Source organism: Mesorhizobium sp. M1A.F.Ca.IN.020.04.1.1 (assembly GCF_003997315.1).
Lineage (GTDB): Bacteria > Pseudomonadota > Alphaproteobacteria > Rhizobiales > Rhizobiaceae > Mesorhizobium.
This window is the reverse complement of record NZ_RZSN01000133.1, coordinates 1-16823: the sequence shown is the minus strand read 5'-3', so window position 1 is coordinate 16823 and position 16823 is coordinate 1. Positions and strand designations below refer to the sequence as shown.

General features: G+C 64.2%; 13 protein-coding genes and 1 pseudogene. 9 read left to right on the top strand and 5 right to left on the bottom strand.

All coding sequences use genetic code 11. From position 1 onward, the window contains the following. Positions 1 to 1221, top strand: a 1221-nt coding sequence (locus EOA49_RS23015; RefSeq protein WP_164749267.1) for a Ppx/GppA phosphatase family protein, incomplete at its 5' end; no start/stop codon positions are given. Further along, positions 1218 to 1913, top strand: coding sequence for an RlmE family RNA methyltransferase (locus EOA49_RS23010; RefSeq protein ID WP_067329957.1), 696 nt, complete (start codon positions 1218 to 1220; stop codon positions 1911 to 1913). The genes EOA49_RS23015 and EOA49_RS23010, both read left to right, overlap by 4 nt. Before the next feature lie 45 nt (positions 1914 to 1958). Here EOA49_RS23010 and EOA49_RS23005 read toward each other — a convergent pair whose 3' ends face one another. After that, on the bottom strand, positions 1959 to 3380 hold the full coding sequence (locus tag EOA49_RS23005; protein ID WP_127240003.1) for an MFS transporter: 1422 nt from the start codon (positions 3378 to 3380) through the stop codon (positions 1959 to 1961). A gap of 162 nt (positions 3381 to 3542) precedes the next feature. On the opposite strand from EOA49_RS23005, the pseudogene EOA49_RS34140 reads away from it, so the two are divergent. From EOA49_RS34140 to EOA49_RS22985, 4 genes and pseudogenes are all read left to right on the top strand, one after another. Next, positions 3543 to 3725, top strand: a pseudogene (locus tag EOA49_RS34140) (VapC toxin family PIN domain ribonuclease); the annotation flags it as partial. 142 nt (positions 3726 to 3867) lie between these two features. Then, positions 3868 to 5370, top strand: coding sequence for an IMP dehydrogenase (guaB, locus tag EOA49_RS22995; protein ID WP_067329968.1), 1503 nt, complete (start codon positions 3868 to 3870; stop codon positions 5368 to 5370). Between the two features lie 43 nt (positions 5371 to 5413). After that, positions 5414 to 5962, top strand: a complete 549-nt coding sequence (locus tag EOA49_RS22990) for a hypothetical protein (RefSeq protein ID WP_245322393.1) — start codon at positions 5414 to 5416, stop codon at positions 5960 to 5962. A gap of 14 nt (positions 5963 to 5976) precedes the next feature. Continuing rightward, positions 5977 to 6396, top strand: coding sequence for an MAPEG family protein (locus tag EOA49_RS22985; protein ID WP_067000646.1), 420 nt, complete (start codon positions 5977 to 5979; stop codon positions 6394 to 6396). Between the two features lie 105 nt (positions 6397 to 6501). Here EOA49_RS22985 and rnd read toward each other — a convergent pair whose 3' ends face one another. The 3 genes from rnd to EOA49_RS33620 all read right to left on the bottom strand — a co-directional run bounded on the left by rnd (position 6502) and on the right by EOA49_RS33620 (position 9678). Beyond that, positions 6502 to 7653 (bottom strand): ribonuclease D, encoded by a 1152-nt coding sequence (gene rnd / locus EOA49_RS22980; protein WP_067329970.1) that lies wholly within the window; start codon positions 7651 to 7653, stop codon positions 6502 to 6504. A 168-nt stretch (positions 7654 to 7821) separates the two neighbouring features. Further along, on the bottom strand, positions 7822 to 9060 hold the full coding sequence (locus EOA49_RS22975; protein WP_127240002.1) for an MFS transporter: 1239 nt from the start codon (positions 9058 to 9060) through the stop codon (positions 7822 to 7824). A gap of 129 nt (positions 9061 to 9189) precedes the next feature. Then, positions 9190 to 9678: an MFS transporter gene (locus EOA49_RS33620; protein ID WP_245322392.1), complete on the bottom strand. Its 489-nt coding sequence runs from the start codon at positions 9676 to 9678 to the stop codon at positions 9190 to 9192. Here EOA49_RS33620 and EOA49_RS33615 point away from each other — a divergent pair. Both EOA49_RS33615 and aspS read left to right on the top strand, forming a co-directional pair. Continuing rightward, a complete protein-coding gene (locus EOA49_RS33615; RefSeq protein ID WP_245322381.1) occupies positions 9563 to 10423 on the top strand; it encodes a DeoR/GlpR family DNA-binding transcription regulator in 861 nt (286 codons plus the stop codon). The two genes, EOA49_RS33620 and EOA49_RS33615, sit on opposite strands and share 116 nt — an antisense overlap. Before the next feature lie 118 nt (positions 10424 to 10541). Further along, on the top strand, positions 10542 to 12329 hold the full coding sequence (aspS, locus tag EOA49_RS22960; RefSeq protein WP_067329976.1) for an aspartate--tRNA ligase: 1788 nt from the start codon (positions 10542 to 10544) through the stop codon (positions 12327 to 12329). Between the two features lie 308 nt (positions 12330 to 12637). On the opposite strand, the gene EOA49_RS22950 is transcribed toward aspS, so the two are convergent. Continuing rightward, entirely contained in the window at positions 12638 to 13828 is a 1191-nt protein-coding gene (locus tag EOA49_RS22950) for a hypothetical protein (RefSeq protein ID WP_127240001.1), read from the bottom strand. A 391-nt stretch (positions 13829 to 14219) separates the two neighbouring features. Here EOA49_RS22950 and parC point away from each other — a divergent pair, with 391 nt between their 5' ends. Next, positions 14220 to 16475 carry a DNA topoisomerase IV subunit A gene (gene parC, locus EOA49_RS22945; protein WP_127240000.1) on the top strand — a complete coding sequence of 752 codons (2256 nt, stop codon included), beginning with the start codon at positions 14220 to 14222 and terminating at the stop codon, positions 16473 to 16475. Positions 16476 to 16823: the final 348 nt, after the last annotated feature.

Sequence of the window (16823 nt, the reverse complement as noted above, 5' to 3'; positions counted from 1 at the left end):
AGACATGCCGACAATCAAGGCAGCGAGAACCCGAAAGGCAAAACGCGCAAGCGCCGCAAGCGCAGGCGCGGCCGCAAGGTTTTCGCACGCGATGAGAACGGCGGAATACCCTCGCCGGGGCCCGTCGCCGCTCCCGCCAGCCTCGCGCCTGCACCCGCGCCGATCGTCCCCCAGCCGCGACCGTCGCTTCCGAATGGCGCGCGCCCGCCGCATCAGGAACTGCCGGTATTCGCAGCGCTCGATCTCGGCACCAACAATTGCCGGCTGCTGGTCGCGGTGCCCGCCCGCCACGGCCAGTTCCGCGTCATCGATGCGTTCTCGCGCATTGTCAGGCTGGGCGAGGGGCTTTCGGCCAGCGGCCGGCTCGGCCAGGCGGCCATGGACCGTGCCGTCGAGGCGTTGAAGGTCTGCGGAGACAAGCTGCGCAACCGCAAGATCAGGAAGGCGAGGCTGATCGCCACCGAGGCCTGCCGCTCGGCCGAAAACGGCGTCGAGTTCCTCGAACGGGTCGAGCGCGAGGCCGGTCTGAAGCTGGAGATCATCGATCGCCAGACCGAGGCCCGGCTGGCCGTCTCCGGCTGCGGCTCGCTGGTCGAGCGCGAAACGCGCGGCGTGGTGCTGTTCGACATCGGCGGCGGCTCGTCCGAGATCGCATTGATCGATCTCACGCGCGGCCAGCGCTCGCCGCAGCTTGCCAACCACATCGTCTCCTGGACGTCGCTGCCGGTGGGTGTCGTCTCGCTCGCCGAACGTTTCGGCGGCCGCACGGTGACGCGCGAGACCTTCGCCGCCATGGTCGATGACGTTGCGGTGCGGCTCAAGGCCTTCGACGGGCGCAACCGGCTCGCGCATGTGCTCGCCAGTCCGAATTTCCATCTGCTCGGCACCTCCGGCACGGTGACGACGCTGGCCGGCGTCCATCTCGACCTGGAGCGCTACGATCGCCGCCGCGTCGACGGGCTGTGGATGGACCGTCAGAGCGTCGACCGCATGGTGGAAAAACTGATCGGCTGGGATTTTCAGCAGCGCGTCGCCAATCCCTGCATCGGCGCCGACCGCGCCGACCTGGTGCTTGCTGGCTGCGCCATCCTGGAAGCGATCCGCGGCGTGTGGCCGTCGGAGCGGCTGCGCGTCGCCGACCGCGGCCTGCGCGAAGGTATATTGAGCGAACTGATGGCCGATGACGGCGTCTGGCGTCATGACGGGCGTGGCCGGCAATGAGCAGGAAGCCAGAGAAGCCGGGCTCGGCCGGCATGCGCGTGTTGAAGACCCGGATCAAGAAGAAGAGCGGCCTGAAGGAATCCTCGCGCCGCTGGCTCGAGCGGCACATGAACGACCCTTATGTGCAGCGCTCCAAGGCCGATGGGTACCGTTCGCGCGCCGCCTACAAGCTCACCGAGATCGACGACAAGCATCATCTTTTGAGACCCGGCATGAAGGTGATCGACCTCGGCGCCGCACCCGGCGGCTGGTGCCAGGTGGCGGCGGCCCGCACGAAATCGAGCGCGGAAAACCCGCATGTCGTCGGCATCGACTATCTTGAGATGGACGCGGTGCCGGGCGCTGTCATCCTGCAGTTGGATTTCCTTGATCACGACGCGCCGCAAAAGCTGTCAGAGGCGCTTGGCGGTCAGCCCGATGTCGTGCTGTCGGACATGGCTGCCCCCACCACCGGGCATCGCCGGACCGATCATCTGCGCACCATGCATTTGTGCGAAGTGGCGGCGGATTTCGCCCTGCAGGTTTTGAAGCCCGGCGGCCATTTCCTCGCCAAGACCTTTCAGGGCGGGGCCGAGAACGAGCTGCTCTCGCGGCTCAAGCAGAATTTCCGCTCGGTTCATCATGTGAAGCCGCCGGCCTCGCGCGACGAGTCGGTGGAGCTTTACCTGCTGGCGAAGGAATTCAAGGGGTAGCGCCTAACCTTCTCCCCTTGTCAGGAGAGAAGGGAAAGGTGGCGCTCATTTCCCCGCGGTCCCCACCGCCTCCAGCGTCTTCGGCGTCGTCAATTTGCCATGTCCCGACACCGCATTACCGGCGTCCGGCGCCAGCCGCATGAAGGTCAGCGATGCCGCCGCCGAAACCGCCGCGACGATGAAGAAGGCGATGTGGAAATCGCCAAGCGTCAGCGGGCCGCCATGGATCGAAGTCGACACTTCGAGGATGCCGCCGGCCAGCGCCACGCCGAGCGCGATCGACAACTGCTGGAACACGGCAACAATCGGCGTCGCCTTGCTGGTGTCGGCGGTCGATACTTCGGCGTAGGACAGCGCGTTGACGCCGGTGAAGAACATCGAGCGGATGAAGCCGCCGACCAAAAGGATCGCGAGCATCAGCGCATAGGGGGTTGCGGGGGTGAAAAGGCCGTAGATGGCAATCGAGCCGGCGGCGATCAGCGATCCCCAGATCAGCACCCGCCGGAACCCGGCGAGCCTGAAGAGCAGCGCGGTGACGAACTTCATGCCGATGGCGCCGACCGCGGAGACGAAGGTGATCATACCGGACTGGAACGGCGTCAGCCCGAAGCCGATCTGGAACATCAGCGGCAGCAGGAAAGGCACCGCGCCGATGCCGATGCGGAACAGCGAGCCGCCGAGCACAGAGGAGCGGAACACCTGGTTTCTGAAGAGCTCCAGCGCCAACAGCGGGTTCCTGGCGCGCCGAGCATGCAGCAGATAAAGCACGCCCGAAACCAGGCCGACGGCAACGGTAATGAAGCCGGCGATCGGCGGCAAAGCGGGGAGGCTGACCACCGAGAGGCCGAAGACGATGCCGGACGCCGCGAGGCCGCTGAGCACGAAGCCCGGGAAGTCGAGCGGCGGCGTTTTGGCGGGGTCGGTTTCCGGCAAATAGCGGGTGGCAAGCCAGATGCCCAAAAGCCCGATCGGCACGTTGATCAAAAAGATCCAGTGCCAAGTGAAATAGGTGGTGATGAAGCCGCCGATCGGCGGGCCGACCAACGGCCCGACGAGCGCCGGCACCGTCAGCCATGACATCGCCGCGACGAGCTCGCTCTTTGGCGTCGCGCGCACCAGCACCAGGCGCCCGACCGGCGTCATCATGGCGCCGCCCATGCCTTGCAGGAAACGCGACACCACGAAGGCCGGCAGCGAATTGGAGAAGGCGCAGGCGACCGAGCCGGCAATGAAGACGGCGATCGCGGCGCGAAACACGTTCTTGGCCCCGAACCGGTCCGCCATCCAGCCGCTGATCGGAATGAAGATTGCCAGCGACACGAGATAGGCCGTCAGCGCCAGCTTCAGCGCGATCGGGCTGGTGTGGATGTCGATGGCGATTGCCGGCAGCGAGGTCGCGATCACGGTCGAATCCATGTTCTCCATGAAAAGTGCGACCGCCAGGATGAGCGGGATGATGCGGTTCAAGGGGACGCCCTGATTTGACTTCGCGATTCCGGGCCTGGCTTTGGGGGCGAGCCGGCACGCCGGGGCGGTACCACCAAATGGCCCGGATGTCGCATTAATTGCTGTCACTTTTGTGCGACCGCAACCCTCGCTGGGAATCATCGCGCGCGGCGCTTGACGAAGGCTGTCGATCTTGCGGCAAACCATCGTTTCGGCATCTGGGATGCTGTCATTCTTGCGACTGCATCGCAAACGGGTTGCCGGCTACTCCTGTCGGAAGATCTGCAGGATGGCTCTGTGACCGTGGTCAATCCTTTTGCATCGCCGCGGGACGCTCTGCTGGATGCTCTCCTAGGTGCGGAATAGGAACCTGAAGCGTCTCGCAACGATCGGCTTTTCATCGCCTGCGGGACGTGTTACCAGCCAGCGCCAATCCTGAAAGGGAAGATGAGAGTCGGCGCTGGCCATTTCGGCCCAGCGCCTTTTCCGCATTCAAAAAGGACTGGCCATGGCAAAAATCATCGAGACGTCCACCGGCGCGCTGGCGCTGACCTTCGACGACGTGCTGTTGCAGCCCGGCCATTCCGAGGTCATGCCCGGCCAGACCGACATCCGCACCCGCATTGCCAGCGACATCGATCTCAACGTGCCGATCCTCTCGGCCGCCATGGACACGGTCACCGAAGCGAGGCTGGCGATCGCCATGGCGCAAGCCGGCGGCATCGGCGTCATCCACCGCAATTTCTCGCCGGCCGAGCAGGCCGAGCAGGTCAGGCAGGTGAAGAAGTTCGAATCCGGCATGGTGGTCAATCCCGTTACCATCGGCCCCGACGCCACGCTCGCCGACGCCCTGGCACTGATGCGCGCTCATGGCATTTCCGGCATTCCGGTGGTCGAGAACGGCGGCACCGGCGGTCATACGGTCGGCCGGCTGGTCGGGATCCTCACCAACCGCGACGTGCGCTTCGCCTCCGATCCGTCGCAGAAGGTCTACGAATTGATGACCCGTGAGAACCTGATCACGGTGAAAGAGAATGTCGACCAGGACGAGGCCAAGCGCCTGTTGCACAAGCATCGCATCGAGAAGCTGGTGGTGGTCGACCGCAAGGGCAATTGCGTCGGCCTGATCACCGTCAAGGATATCGAGAAGTCGCAGCTCAACCCGCACGCCACCAAGGACGCTCAGGGGCGGCTGCGCGCCGCGGCCGCCACCAGCGTCGGCGACGACGGCTTCGAGCGCGCCGAGCGCCTGATCGATGCCGGCGTCGACCTTCTGGTCATCGACACCGCGCACGGCCATTCGCAGCGCGTGCTGGACGCGGTGACGCGGGCGAAGAAGCTCTCCAATTCGGTGCGCATCCTGGCCGGCAACGTGGCCACCGCCGAGGGCACGCAGGCGCTGATCGATGCCGGCGCCGACGCCGTCAAGGTCGGTATCGGCCCCGGCTCGATCTGCACCACCCGCATCGTCGCCGGCGTCGGCGTGCCGCAGCTGTCGGCGATCATGTCGGCGGTGGAGACGGCTGAGAAGTCGGGCGTGAGCGTCATCGCCGATGGCGGCATCAAATATTCGGGCGATCTCGCCAAGGCGCTCGCCGCCGGCGCAAGTGCCGCCATGATCGGCTCGCTGCTTGCCGGCACCGACGAGAGCCCGGGCGAGGTCTATCTGCACCAGGGCCGCTCCTTCAAGGCTTATCGCGGCATGGGTTCGGTCGGCGCCATGGCGCGTGGCTCGGCCGATCGCTACTTCCAGGCCGAGGTGCGCGACACCTTGAAACTGGTTCCGGAGGGCATCGAAGGACAGGTTCCCTACAAAGGACCTGTGGCTGGCGTGCTGCACCAGCTTGCGGGCGGCCTGAAAGCCGCTATGGGTTATGTCGGTGGGCGCGATCTTGCCGAGTTCCGCGAACGCGCCACCTTTGTGCGCATATCAAACGCCGGACTTCGTGAAAGCCACGCCCATGACGTCACGATCACCCGCGAAAGCCCGAACTATCCGGGCGGACTTTGATCAGGCAGACGAGCGGCCGGATCGCTTGGGGCTATGGCGCAACCTGATCGTCACGGTGTTGCGCCTGTCGCGTCACGCGGCGGCGCTCTCGATTGGGTCCGCGGCGATCTTCATCGCCATGACGGCGCTCGAGTTCTTTTATTTCCGCCACCTGAGCGGCGGGCTTCCTTCGCTCGACATGCGTGTTACCGGCTTCACGCCGGATGAGGGCATGGCATGGCTGACGGCGCTCGGCCGGCGCGGCAGCGAGATCATCATCGTTTGGCATTATCTGACGTTTGATCTGCTCTTCCCGGCGCTGCTGTCGCTCACCTTGCTCAGCCTGATCCTGGCCTTCGGCAGGCGGCTGAGCACTTTCCGCTCCATGCCCGCGCAATTGAAGGCGCTGTCGGCACTGGTCCTGGTGTTGCCCTATACGATCGCCGACTACGCGCAGAACTTCGCCGTGGCGCGGCTTTTGTCGGATTTCCAGTCGGCCAATCCCGACTCGCTGGCCTTCGCCTCGTCGCTGACCGTGACAAAGTTCACGCTTCTGGCGATCCCCTTCGCGGTCGTTGCGGTCCTGGCGCTTGCCGGGCAGCGGCGGCGTTAAACGGTAGGGGCAAGATGAACCAGACCGCCATCTTCTGGCCGATGCTGGCGCAGGTGCTGCTGGTCTACATCGTCTATCTGGTGATGCTGAAGCGGCGTTATCTTGCCGTGAAGTCCGGCGAGGCCAAGATCAGCCAGTACAAGGTCCGCTCGACCGAGCCGGCCTCAAGCGTTACCGTCGCCAACAACCTCATCAACCAGTTCGAGCTGCCGGTCCTCTTTCACGTGCTATGCTTGGCGCTGTTCGTTACCAATGGCGTGAATTACCTGACGCTGACGCTGATGTGGCTCTTCGTCGTCACGCGCTATGTGCACGCCTGGGTGCATCTCACCAGAAACTATCTGCTGCACCGCAGCCGCGCCTTCTTCCTCGGCGCGGGCATCCTTCTCGTCGCCTGGATCTGGTTCGCGCTGCACCTGCTTGGGGCGGTGTAGATTGATGCATGTCGCCCAGAAGCGTGCGCGGTTCTGGGACAACGACACGCCATGAAATTCAAGTATTTGAAGCGGTTGCCGGAATCCGTTTCGGCGCGACGCGCTTTAAAGGTCGAACACCGCTATCCTGCGCTTGTCGAACTTGATGCCGATCTCGCCGCGCACCAGTCTAAGCGCCTGTTCGCCAAACACGGCACGCCGCCAGCCTTGCAGCGCCGGCACGTCGGCGGCATCACCCTCGGCGGCGATGCGGTCGATGTCGTCGCTCGAGGCGAGCACCTTGGAGGCGACGCCTTCCTTCTCGGCGACAATCCTGAGCAGCACCTTGAGCAGTTCCGCCGCCGCGCTCGAGCCCTCCGGCGGCTGGAATGTCTTCGGCAGTTTGGGCATCGCTTCCTTCGGAAGGGAAAGGGCGGTGTTGACGGCGCTGAGCAGCGCGGTTGCCGTCGCCGAACGCTCCCAGCCCTTCGGCGTCGTCCGCAGCCGCCCCAACGCAGTCGCGTCGCGCGGCGCCTGTTGCGCGATTTCGTAGATCGCATCGTCCTTGAGCACGCGGCCGCGCGGCACGTCGCGCTCGCGCGCCTCGCGTTCGCGCCATGCCGCCACCGCCTGCACGATCGCCAGCTCCTGCGGCTTGCGCAGCCGCATCTTCAGCCGCTTCCAGGCATCCTCCGGATGCGGATCGTAGGTCTGGCGCGAGGTGAGGACGTCCATCTCCTCATTGAGCCAATGGGCGCGGTCCTCGCGCTTCAACTCGGCGCTGAGGTGCTCATATACCTTGATCAGGTGGGTGACGTCGGCGAGCGCGTATTCGAGTTGCTTGTCGGAGAGCGGCCGGTGCCGCCAGTCGGTGAAACGCGAGGATTTGTCGAGCCGCGCGCCGGTGATGCGCTGCACCAACTGATCGTAGGAGACGCTGTCGCCGAAGCCGCAGACCATGGCCGCCACCTGCGTGTCGAACACAGGATGCGGCACCAGGTCGCCCAGATGAACGATGATTTCGATGTCCTGGCGTGCGGCGTGAAAAACCTTGACCACCGCTTCGTTGGCCATCAGCCGGAAGAAGGGTTTGAGGTCGATGTCGGGCGAAAGCGGATCGATCAGCGCCGTCACGCCTGGCGCGGCCATCTGGATGAGGCAGAGGATCGGCCAGAAGGTCGTTTCGCGGATGAATTCGGTGTCGACGGTTACGAATTCGGACTTTTCGAACGCCGCGATGACGCTCTCGAGTTCTTTCTGGGTGGTGATGACGTGCATCAATTCGCTTTTGGCATCATATCAGGCCTCTTCAATTTCAGCCGCAAGCGCTTTCGTCAAGCCGCAGTTAGAGCAATTCCAGGAAAAGTGACGAACAGTTTTCCGTCCGTAATTGCGTAAAATCAAAGAGATAGAGCGGTTCGGCGTGTCCGCGAAACGCTGAAACGCCTAATCCTGCTTGTCTGAATCGCCACCCCGCCGCGCCAGCCGCGCGAATAGCGTCGACGTGCGCAAAAGCGCGGTGAAGCGGCTGCGGCTGCCGGCCGGCACACTCGACCGCACCTGCATGCGGTAGAGGATCACAATGATGAGAACGGCATAGACGACGGCGTTGAAAACGAACAGCGCGCTCGGCCCGAAATGTTGCATCACCGCCGAGGCCGCAATCGGACCGCCGATCGCGCCGAAGGAGTAGAACAGCATCAGCGCCGCGTTGATCAGCACGAATTCGCCTTTGCCGGCCCGGTCGTTGGCATGCGCGGCCGATAGTGAATAGAGCGGCATGGCGAAGCTGCCGAAGATGAAAACGATGATGAAGTTGAGGAACGGGTCGGCGCGCGCCACGAAGGCCAGCGCCAGCGCGGCAAGCATGGCGCAGCACGTCGTCGCCAGCAGCACCGAGCGGCGGTCTCGGCGGTCGGAGAGATAGCCAAGCGGATATTGGATGAGGGCGCCTCCAAAAATGCCGACGCTGACGAAGGTCACGACATCGGCAACCGACATGCCGATCTCCTCGGCATAGACCGGCGACAGCGTGCGAAAGGCGCTGTTTGTGAGGCCGACGGCGATGCAGCCGATCGAGCCGAGCGGCGAGATCCGCCAGACGCGCGGCAGGTCGAGCTTGACGTCTTCCGGAGGCGCCGGGTTCGAGCGGTCCCCGAGCGAGACCGGCACCAGCGAAAAGGTGATCATCATCGACATGACGGCGAAGATGGCGAAACCGCCGGCGCCGAAGATCGGAATCAGGAATTGCGCGCCGGTAACCGAGCCGATGTCGACCATGCGATATATGGCGAGCACCCGCGCGCGGTCCTTGTTGCCGACGCCGGAATTCAGCCAGGCTTCCATGACGGTGAACAGGCCGGCAAAGCAGAAGCCGCCGGCAAAGCGCACCGCGCACCACATGACGGGGTCGATGACGAGCACCAGAAGCAGCGTGCCGACCGAGGCGATCGCGGCCAGCGCGGCAAAAGTCCGGACGTGGCCGACCGCCTTCAGGATACGCGTGACGGCCAGGCAGCCGAGCAGGAAACCGGCGAAATAGAACGTGCCCATCAGGCCGATATCGGAAGCGGAAAAGCCTTCCTGCGCCCCGCGCAAGGCAATCAGCGTTCCCTGCAGCCCATTGCCGCCAAGCAGGATGCCTGCGGCAATCAGGAGCGGAATAAGCGGACGGATGGACGACATTAAAGAGAGGCAATCACGGATCTGTGACCTCTTCTTGGACCATAGATCCTGTCAACGCCAGCGGCAAATGCAACTTCACATCCTTGCACCCGGCCGAGGAGATGGGCTGCCAATTGGGGTAGGGGTGTCCTAAGCCTTGCCGGCCCGTATTTCTATCTCCAGCTCGACCGTAGCAGGTGTCTTGCCCGGAAACGCATGGATGTTCTCCACGGCCGGCCTCCGGCCAAGTGAACCTACCGTCAGCAGGCTGAGCGCGATGAAGGGGATGCCGATGCCATAGGCGGAGCGGATGCCCCAATGGTCCGATACGAAGCCGAGCAGCGGCGGGCCGAGCAGGAAAGCGATGAAGGAAATCTGTGAGAGCGCCGCGACGTTGATCGCCGCCGGGCGATCCGTCCGTTGCGCGGCGGCGGAGATCGCCAGCGGGAAGAGGGCGCTGCTGCCGATGCCCAACAGGGCAAAGCCAAACATCGAAACGGCCGGCAGCGGCGAGAAGAAGACGATGAGCACGCCGGCCGCCATCGCTGCCAAGAGCACGCGCGCGACCCCGCTTGGCGAGTGGCGGTCGACGAAGGAGTCGGCGAAAAGGCGTGTGGTTGCCTGCGAGAAGGCAAACAGCGCCACGGTCAAGCCCGGCGACGAAGGGGCCGGAGTCGAAGACGGTGCGCATGTAGATCGCCGACCAGTCGATGCTGGCGCCTTCGAGGAGCATCGCCGAAAGCGTCACGGCGACCAGGACCAGGATCGGCAATGTCGGCCGCGCGAACATCGGCGCCTTGTCGCCGGAGCTGGCGAAGCGGGCGGGCGCCGGCTCGAAGCCGCCGAGAAACAGGGCCGTTGCAATGGTCACCATCGGCACCACCAGCGCCAGATGCAGCTGCGGCGACAGGCCGAGATGCGCCATGGCGCCGCCGAACAGCCCGGCGCCGAAGAAGCCCGCGCTCCAGAGCTGACGGTCGCTACCAATTCGCCGGGCGTCGCATCGGCACTCGCCGATCTGCCCCTGGTCGAGCTGTTTGTGCTGGGCGGCAGGTATGTCCGCGACCTCGGCACCTGTGTCGGCGGCGATACGCTGGCCGCCGTGGCGCAGCTTGGCGCCGATCTGTTCTTCCTTGGCTCCTGCGGCCTCGATGCCTCGCGTGGCGTCACCGCCTTCGATTCGGCGGAAGCGGAGGTCAAGCGCGCCATGGCCGGGAATAGCGCCGGCATCGTGATCGTCGTCACCAACGACAAGCTCGCCACCGCGGCGCCTTATCGCGTCGCCGCGCCCGACGCGATAAGCCATCTGGTGGTGGACAAGACGGCGCCTTCACCCATCCTTGCCGATTTCGAGCGCCTGGGTGCCGAAATCCACTTTGCCTGACCTGGGGCACCGCGCCTGCGTGTGACCGCTTGCCTTGACAAAGCCGGCCTCTCATGCGCTTTTCGCGCCAATTTTCGAGCCGGGCTTTCGCCCGCAATTCCGGACTCCACCAATGACAATGCATCGTTACCGCAGCCACACCTGTGCCCAATTGAGAAAGACCGACGTCGGCAATTCGGTCCGCCTGTCCGGCTGGGTGCATCGCGTGCGCGACCATGGCGGGCTGCTCTTCATCGATCTGCGCGACCATTACGGCCTGACCCAGATCGTCGCCGACCCGGACTCGCCGGCCTTCAAGGTCGCCGAGACGGTGCGCGGCGAATGGGTGATCCGCATCGACGGCGAGGTCAAGGCGCGCCTGCCGGAGACCGTCAACGCCAATTTGCCGACTGGCGAGATCGAGATTTTCGCGCGCGAGATCGAAGTGCTCTCGGCGGCCAAGGAGCTGCCGCTGCCGGTGTTCGGCGAGCCTGAATACCCCGAGGACATCCGCCTGAAATACCGCTTCCTCGACCTGCGCCGCGAGACGCTGCACAGGAACATCGTTGCGCGCACCAAGATCATCGCCGAGATGCGCAAGCGCATGGGCGAGGTCGGTTTCACCGAATTCTCGACGCCGATCCTGACCGCGTCGTCGCCCGAAGGCGCGCGCGACTTCCTGGTGCCGTCGCGCATCCATCCCGGCACCTTCTATGCCCTGCCGCAGGCGCCGCAGCAGTACAAGCAGCTGATCATGGTCTCCGGCTTCGACCGCTACTTCCAGATCGCGCCCTGCTTCCGTGACGAGGATCCGCGCGCCGACCGCCTGCCCGGCGAGTTCTACCAGCTCGACCTCGAGATGAGCTTCGTCGAGCAGGATGACGTGCTCTCCACCATGGAGCCGGTGCTTCGCGGCGTCTTCGAGACCTTTGCCGCCGGCAAGCCGGTGACTCAGCAATTCCGCCGCATTCCCTTCGACGAGGCGATGCGGACCTACGGCACCGACAAGCCGGACCTGCGCAACCCGATCGAGATGCAGGCGGTCTCGGATCATTTCCGCGATTCCGGCTTCAAGGTCTTCGCCAACATCCTGGCCAACGATCCGAAGGCCGAAGTCTGGGCTATCCCCGCCAAGACCGGCGGCAGCCGCGCCTTCTGCGATCGCATGAACTCCTGGGCGCAGGGCGAGGGCCAGCCAGGCCTCGGATACATCTTCTGGCGCAAGGAGGGCGACAAGCTCGAAGGCGCCGGACCGATCGCCAAGAACATCGGTGAGGAACGCACCGAGGCGGTGCGCCAGCAGCTTGGCCTTGCCGATGGCGATGCCGCCTTCTTCGTCGCCGGTGACCCGAAGAAGTTCGTTTCCTTCGCGGGCGCCGCGCGCACCCGCGCCGGCGAGGAATTGAACCTCGTCGACCGCGATCGCTTCGAACTCTGCTGGATCGTCGACTTTCCGTTCTTCGAATGGAACGAGGATGAGAAGAAGATCGACTTCGCCCACAATCCGTTCTCCATGCCGCAGGGCGGCATCGACGCGCTCGGCGGCCAGGAGCCGCTGGGCATCAAGGCGTTCCAATACGACATGGTCTGCAACGGTTTCGAGATCGCATCCGGCGGCATCCGCAACCACCTGCCGGAGACCATGGTCAAGGCCTTCGAGATGGTCGGCCTCGATCGCCAGACGGTCGAGGAGCGCTTCGGCGGCCTCTACCGCGCCTTCCAGTATGGCGCGCCGCCGCATGGCGGCATGGCGGCCGGCATCGACCGCATCGTCATGCTTTTGGTCGGCGCCAAGAACCTGCGCGAGGTGACCATGTTCCCGATGAACCAGCAGGCCTATGACCTGCTGATGAACGCCCCTTCGGAGGCCACCCCGCAGCAGCTTCGGGAGCTGTCGCTGCGCGTCGCCGTCGCGAAGAAGGACTGACGCGGGGGCTCATCCTGAATCGATGGTAGCCCCGGGAGCGATTGGCGGCTGGCCATCGCTCCCAGAGCCATTTTCTCAAGGATTGGGTCAGAGCGTGTGGGCAACCGCCCGGATTCAACCAATTGCTGCGGGAATGCCAAACCCGAGACCCCGAGGAGGGTCACGGCGGGCCGGTGTGGTCCGACATACTCTTTGTAAAGAGCGACGAACGCCTTCGTCGAGGAGGTCAGGCCCTGATCTTACGAAAACGGCGATCCGGATCATCCGAACCGCCGTTGGATAATGCTGGCAGGTGCGAAGCGCCCCGATCAGTCCTCGTTCGCCTTGACCTTCACGCCCAGCGTCTTCGGCAGGTCGAGCGGGTTGGACATGGCGCCGGCCATGATCAGCGCGAACGGCACCGACGCCGGCGGTTCGGCCGAGATCTCTAGGCTCTTGGGGTCGTCGAGGAACTTGTTGACCGCGGCCGACACCTCGGCCGTCAGTTCGGGATTGTTGAGCTGCGCCATGCCGAACGGTACGATCGCCTTGGCCTGGTTGGCGACGTCCTTGCCGGACATGCCCTGCTGCTTGCCGACATAGTCGAGCACCTTGCCGGTCAGCGAATCGTCGTCGAAGCGCACCGAGGCGCCGTTGAAGGAAAGCTGCTGCAAGAGGCCGAGCATGGCCATGCCCTGCGCGGAATTGTCGGCACCCTCCGGCTGTGCGGCGAACTTCTTTTGCATCTCCTGCATCGACTTGATGAAGTCGAGGGTGTAGCCGCCGAGATTGAAGGTCATGCCGAGCGTGCCGGCATTCTCGACCGAGATGTCGTATTTCGAGAGCTCCATCTTGCCGTCGCTGGGCTGCCAGGTGCCGGCCATCGAGACCGTACCGGAGATATTCTGGTAGCCGAGCGCTTGGATCGCCTCCTTCGACTTCGGGTCCTCGACCAGTGTCAGGTCGGCGTTGAACTTTTCCGTGTTGGCGGTGAAGTCCATCGCCTTGCCGCCGGCCGGCGGGGTGATCTGGACGGCCAGCCCGTCCATCGAGAAGGCCGTCTTGTCGCCGACCTTGACGGTCATGTTGGAGAGCTCGGCCGACTTGTACATCATCAGCGAGCCGAGCGGGTCGGTGCTGCCTTCGGCCGGCACCTTCATGCCGTGAATGACAACGGGGCTGAGGTTGAGCGTCACGCCGTCCTGGCTGCGCTCGAATGCCGAGCTCGAGACGGTCGCGATCTCGAAGCCGCCATTGGCCTCGGTGATGCCCTCCAGCTTCACGTCGCCGATCGGCAGGGCTTCCTTCTCGGCTGCCGGCTTGATGGACACGCCCTGCAGCACCGCGTTCGAATTGTCGCCGGAGACGCCGGTCCAGGAAATGTCGACGCCCTGGGCGGCAAGGGCCGCCTTGACGCGGTCGGCCACCGCCGGATCGGCGGCGAAGGCGGTGTTGAGCGGCAGGGCCAGCAGAATGGTTGAAAAAGCCAGTTTCTTGAGCATTGAGCGTTGAATTTTCATGGCGAGTTCCCTGTCCTGAAAAGTGTTTTTGAATTCTACTCCATCACCATTCCGCGACGAACGGGTCGGGAACAAGGCGTTTCCCGGCACATTTGTCGAAAACGGCGATGAAAAGCAAACCCGGCCGGCACGCTTTGCATGATGCGGTGAATTTGTCATGAAGACCGCGGCTCTCCTGCGCCGGCGCGTTGCCTGCCCAGATAGAGGGCGCATGTAACAGATTGATGTTGGCCGGTTAGCCCGCTTGCTGCCGGGGCCGGTTGCAGAATGGGCAAACTGGAATGTTCAACTTGCCGCTTCCGTGAAATCCTTCACGTCGCCATTTGCGACGAATCCGCCGACTGCCAACCCGGCGCTTGCCGCGAATCACCCGCTCGGCTAGTCCAAATCCATGGGCAAAAGGCATTTGCCGCCTGGAGACAATGGCGGCGGCGACAACATCGAACCGGTCGATCTGAAGGAAGCGCTCGAGAAGCGCTATCTTGCCTATGCGCTGTCGACCATCATGCACCGGGCGCTGCCGGATGTGCGGGACGGACTGAAGCCGGTCCATCGCCGCATCATGCATGCCATGCGGCTCTTGCGGCTCAACCCGGATCAGGGCTTCGCCAAATGCGCCCGCATCGTCGGCGAGGTGATGGGTAAGTTCCATCCGCATGGCGACCAGTCGATCTACGACGCGCTGGTGCGGCTCGCGCAGGAATTCTCGATGCGCTACCCGCTGGTCGACGGGCAGGGCAATTTCGGCAATATCGACGGCGATAACGCCGCCGCCATGCGCTACACCGAAGCGCGCATGACGGAGGTGGCGACTGAGCTGCTTGCCGGCATCACCGAGGACGCCGTCGACTTCCGGCCGACCTATAATGAGGAGGACGAGGAACCCTCCGTTCTACCCGGCGCCTTCCCGAACCTGCTCGCCAACGGCTCGTCCGGCATTGCGGTCGGCATGGCGACCTCGATCCCGCCGCACAACGCCGCCGAGCTTTGCGACGCGGCACTTCATCTGATCGAGCATCCGGACGCGCCGGTGGCGAAGCTGATGGATTTCGTCCAAGGGCCGGATTTCCCGACCGGCGGCATCATCGTCGACAGCCGCGCCTCGGTCCTCGAAGCCTATGAGAGCGGCCGCGGCGGTTTCCGCGTGCGCTCCAGATGGAGCCAGGAGGACCAGGGCAGGGGCACCTGGAGCATTGTCGTCACGGAAATCCCCTATGGCGTCCAGAAGGCCAGGCTGATCGAGAAGATCGCCGAGCTCCTGATGGCGCGCAAGCTGCCGCTGCTCGAGGACGTCCGCGACGAAAGCGCCGAGGATATCCGTATCGTGCTGGCGCCGAAGAGCCGCAGCGTCGATCCAGGCATCCTGATGGAATCGCTGTTCAAGCTGACCGAGCTCGAAAGCCGCTTCCCGCTCAACATGAACGTGCTGTCGCGCGGCAAGGTGCCGAACGTCCTGTCACTGAAGGGCGTGCTGAAGGAATGGCTCGATCACCGCCGCGACGTGCTGATCCGCCGCTCGAGATATCGGCTGGGCGAGATCGAGAAGCGGCTGGAAATCCTGGCCGGCTATCTGATCGCCTATTTGAACATCGACGAGGTGATCAGGATCATCCGCGAGGAAGACGAGCCCAAGCAGGTGATGATGGCCCGCTGGTCGCTCACCGACAATCAGGCCGAGGCCATTCTCAACATGCGGCTGCGCGCCCTGCGCAAGCTGGAAGAGATCGAAATCCGCAAGGAGTTCGACGGCCTTACCGAGGAGAAGAAGCAGATCGAGGCATTGCTTGCCTCCGACGCCAAGCAATGGGCGACGATCAAGTGGGAAGTCGCTGAGGTTCGTAAGAAGTTCGGTCCGGAGACCGAGCTCGGCAAACGCCGCACCCAGTTCGCCGACGCGCCCGAGCATGACCTCACCGATATCGCGCACGCCATGATCGAGCGCGAGCCTGTCACCGTCGTGGTTTCGGAAAAGGGCTGGCTCCGCGCGATGAAGGGTCACCTGACCGACTATTCGCAGCTTGCCTTCAAGGAAGGCGACAGCCTGAAGCTCGCCTTCCACGCGCAGACGACCGACAAGATCCTGGTCTTCACCACCGGCGGCAAGTTCTACACCATCGGCGCCGACCGGCTGCCGGGCGGGCGCGGCCATGGCGAGCCGATCCGCATCATCGTCGACATGGAAAACGACCAGGACATCGTCACCGCCTTTGTCCACGACCCGAAGCGCAAGCTGCTCTTGGTTTCCTACGACGCCAACGGCTTCGTCGTCTCCGAGGAAGAGGTGATCGCCAACACCCGCAAGGGCAAGCAGGTGATGAACGTCAAGGCGCCGGACGAGGCCAAACGCTGCATTCCGGTCGCCGGCGACCATCTCGCCATTGTCGGCGAGAACCGCAAGATGCTGATCTTCCCGCTGTCCGAAATCCCGGAAATGGCGCGCGGCAAGGGTGTGCGCCTGCAGAAATACAAGGACGGCGGCGTGCTGGACCTTAAGACCTTCACGATTGCAGCGGGGCTGACCTGGCAGGATTCGGCCGACCGCACCTTCACCAAGTCGCGCGAGGAATTGGCCGAGTGGATCGGCGCTCGCGCAGCCGCCGGTCGCATGGTGCCGAAGGGTTTCCCGAGGACGGGCAAGTTCGGGTAGCGGGGCTCTCCCTTCTCCCCTATGCGAGAAGGTGTCACCGAAGGCGACGGACGAGGGTGTTCCAGGGAACACAGACGTCTCACACTCCGCTGGAACACCCCTTATCCGTCTCGGCGCTACGCGCCGATCCACCTTCTCCCACACGGGGAGGAGGCTAGGCGCAAACATGTGGACTATCGTCACGATTGCTGCACTATGATGGTGCATAAGCAACCATCGGAGCTGCAGGGGAGAACCGCCGCGTTGAAGCGGGCTGAGATCCAGAAACCAGGGCAGCGACTGTTCGGTCTGTCGGCGCCGCTGAGGGCTGCCGTCATCCCGCCGCTGTCGGCGGGATGACGGCAGCCC

Excerpts from the sequence above, each read along its gene's own strand:
- rnd (WP_067329970.1), bottom strand. The coding sequence starts at position 7,653 with ATGCACGTCATCACCACCCAGAAAGAACTCGAGAGCGTCATCGCGGCG.
- EOA49_RS22950 (WP_127240001.1), bottom strand. The coding sequence starts at position 13,828 with ATGAAAATTCAACGCTCAATGCTCAAGAAACTGGCTTTTTCAACCATT.
- EOA49_RS22975 (WP_127240002.1), bottom strand. The coding sequence starts at position 9,060 with ATGTCGTCCATCCGTCCGCTTATTCCGCTCCTGATTGCCGCAGGCATC.
- parC (WP_127240000.1), top strand. The coding sequence starts at position 14,220 with ATGGGCAAAAGGCATTTGCCGCCTGGAGACAATGGCGGCGGCGACAAC.
- EOA49_RS23010 (WP_067329957.1), top strand. The coding sequence starts at position 1,218 with ATGAGCAGGAAGCCAGAGAAGCCGGGCTCGGCCGGCATGCGCGTGTTG.
- EOA49_RS33615 (WP_245322381.1), top strand. The coding sequence starts at position 9,563 with ATGAGCACGCCGGCCGCCATCGCTGCCAAGAGCACGCGCGCGACCCCG.
- EOA49_RS22985 (WP_067000646.1), top strand. The coding sequence starts at position 5,977 with ATGAACCAGACCGCCATCTTCTGGCCGATGCTGGCGCAGGTGCTGCTG.
- guaB (WP_067329968.1), top strand. The coding sequence starts at position 3,868 with ATGGCAAAAATCATCGAGACGTCCACCGGCGCGCTGGCGCTGACCTTC.
- aspS (WP_067329976.1), top strand. The coding sequence starts at position 10,542 with ATGCATCGTTACCGCAGCCACACCTGTGCCCAATTGAGAAAGACCGAC.